This window comes from Streptomyces sp. NRRL WC-3549, assembly GCF_000721935.1.
Lineage (GTDB): Bacteria > Actinomycetota > Actinomycetes > Streptomycetales > Streptomycetaceae > Streptomyces.
On record NZ_KL585430.1, the window covers coordinates 74566 to 74926 of the forward strand.

1 pseudogene is annotated in these 361 nt (G+C 79.5%); it reads left to right on the top strand.

Annotated elements, in window-relative coordinates:
- Positions 1–148, top strand: a pseudogene (locus IH13_RS41510) (aminoacyl-tRNA hydrolase); the annotation flags it as partial.
- Positions 149–361 lie beyond the last annotated feature (213 nt).

The following is a 361-nucleotide window of genomic DNA, read 5'->3' on the forward strand; positions in this document are numbered from 1 at the left end:
ACTCGCCGCCCTCCTCGCGGAGGCCACCGCGCCGCCGCCCTCGCCGCGCCGCAAGAAGCGCGTACCGCGCGGTATCAACGAGCGCCGGCTGCGTGAGAAGAAGCAGCGGGGCGAGACGAAGCGAGGCCGCTCCGGCCGCGATTGGTGACGCCCGCGCGCCCGTACCGACGCCCGCGACGGACGACGTCCGGGCCTCGCGGTGATGCCCGTGCCTCGCGGTGACGTCCGCGCCGTGCGGTGACGCCCGCGTCCGGTGCCGACGCCCGCGATGGGTGACGCCCGCGCCCGGTGGCGCGCCGTGCGGTGCCGTCCTCCCGGAGGCCTCCACGGCCCCTGGCCCCCCGCCCCCAGGCCCCCGGCC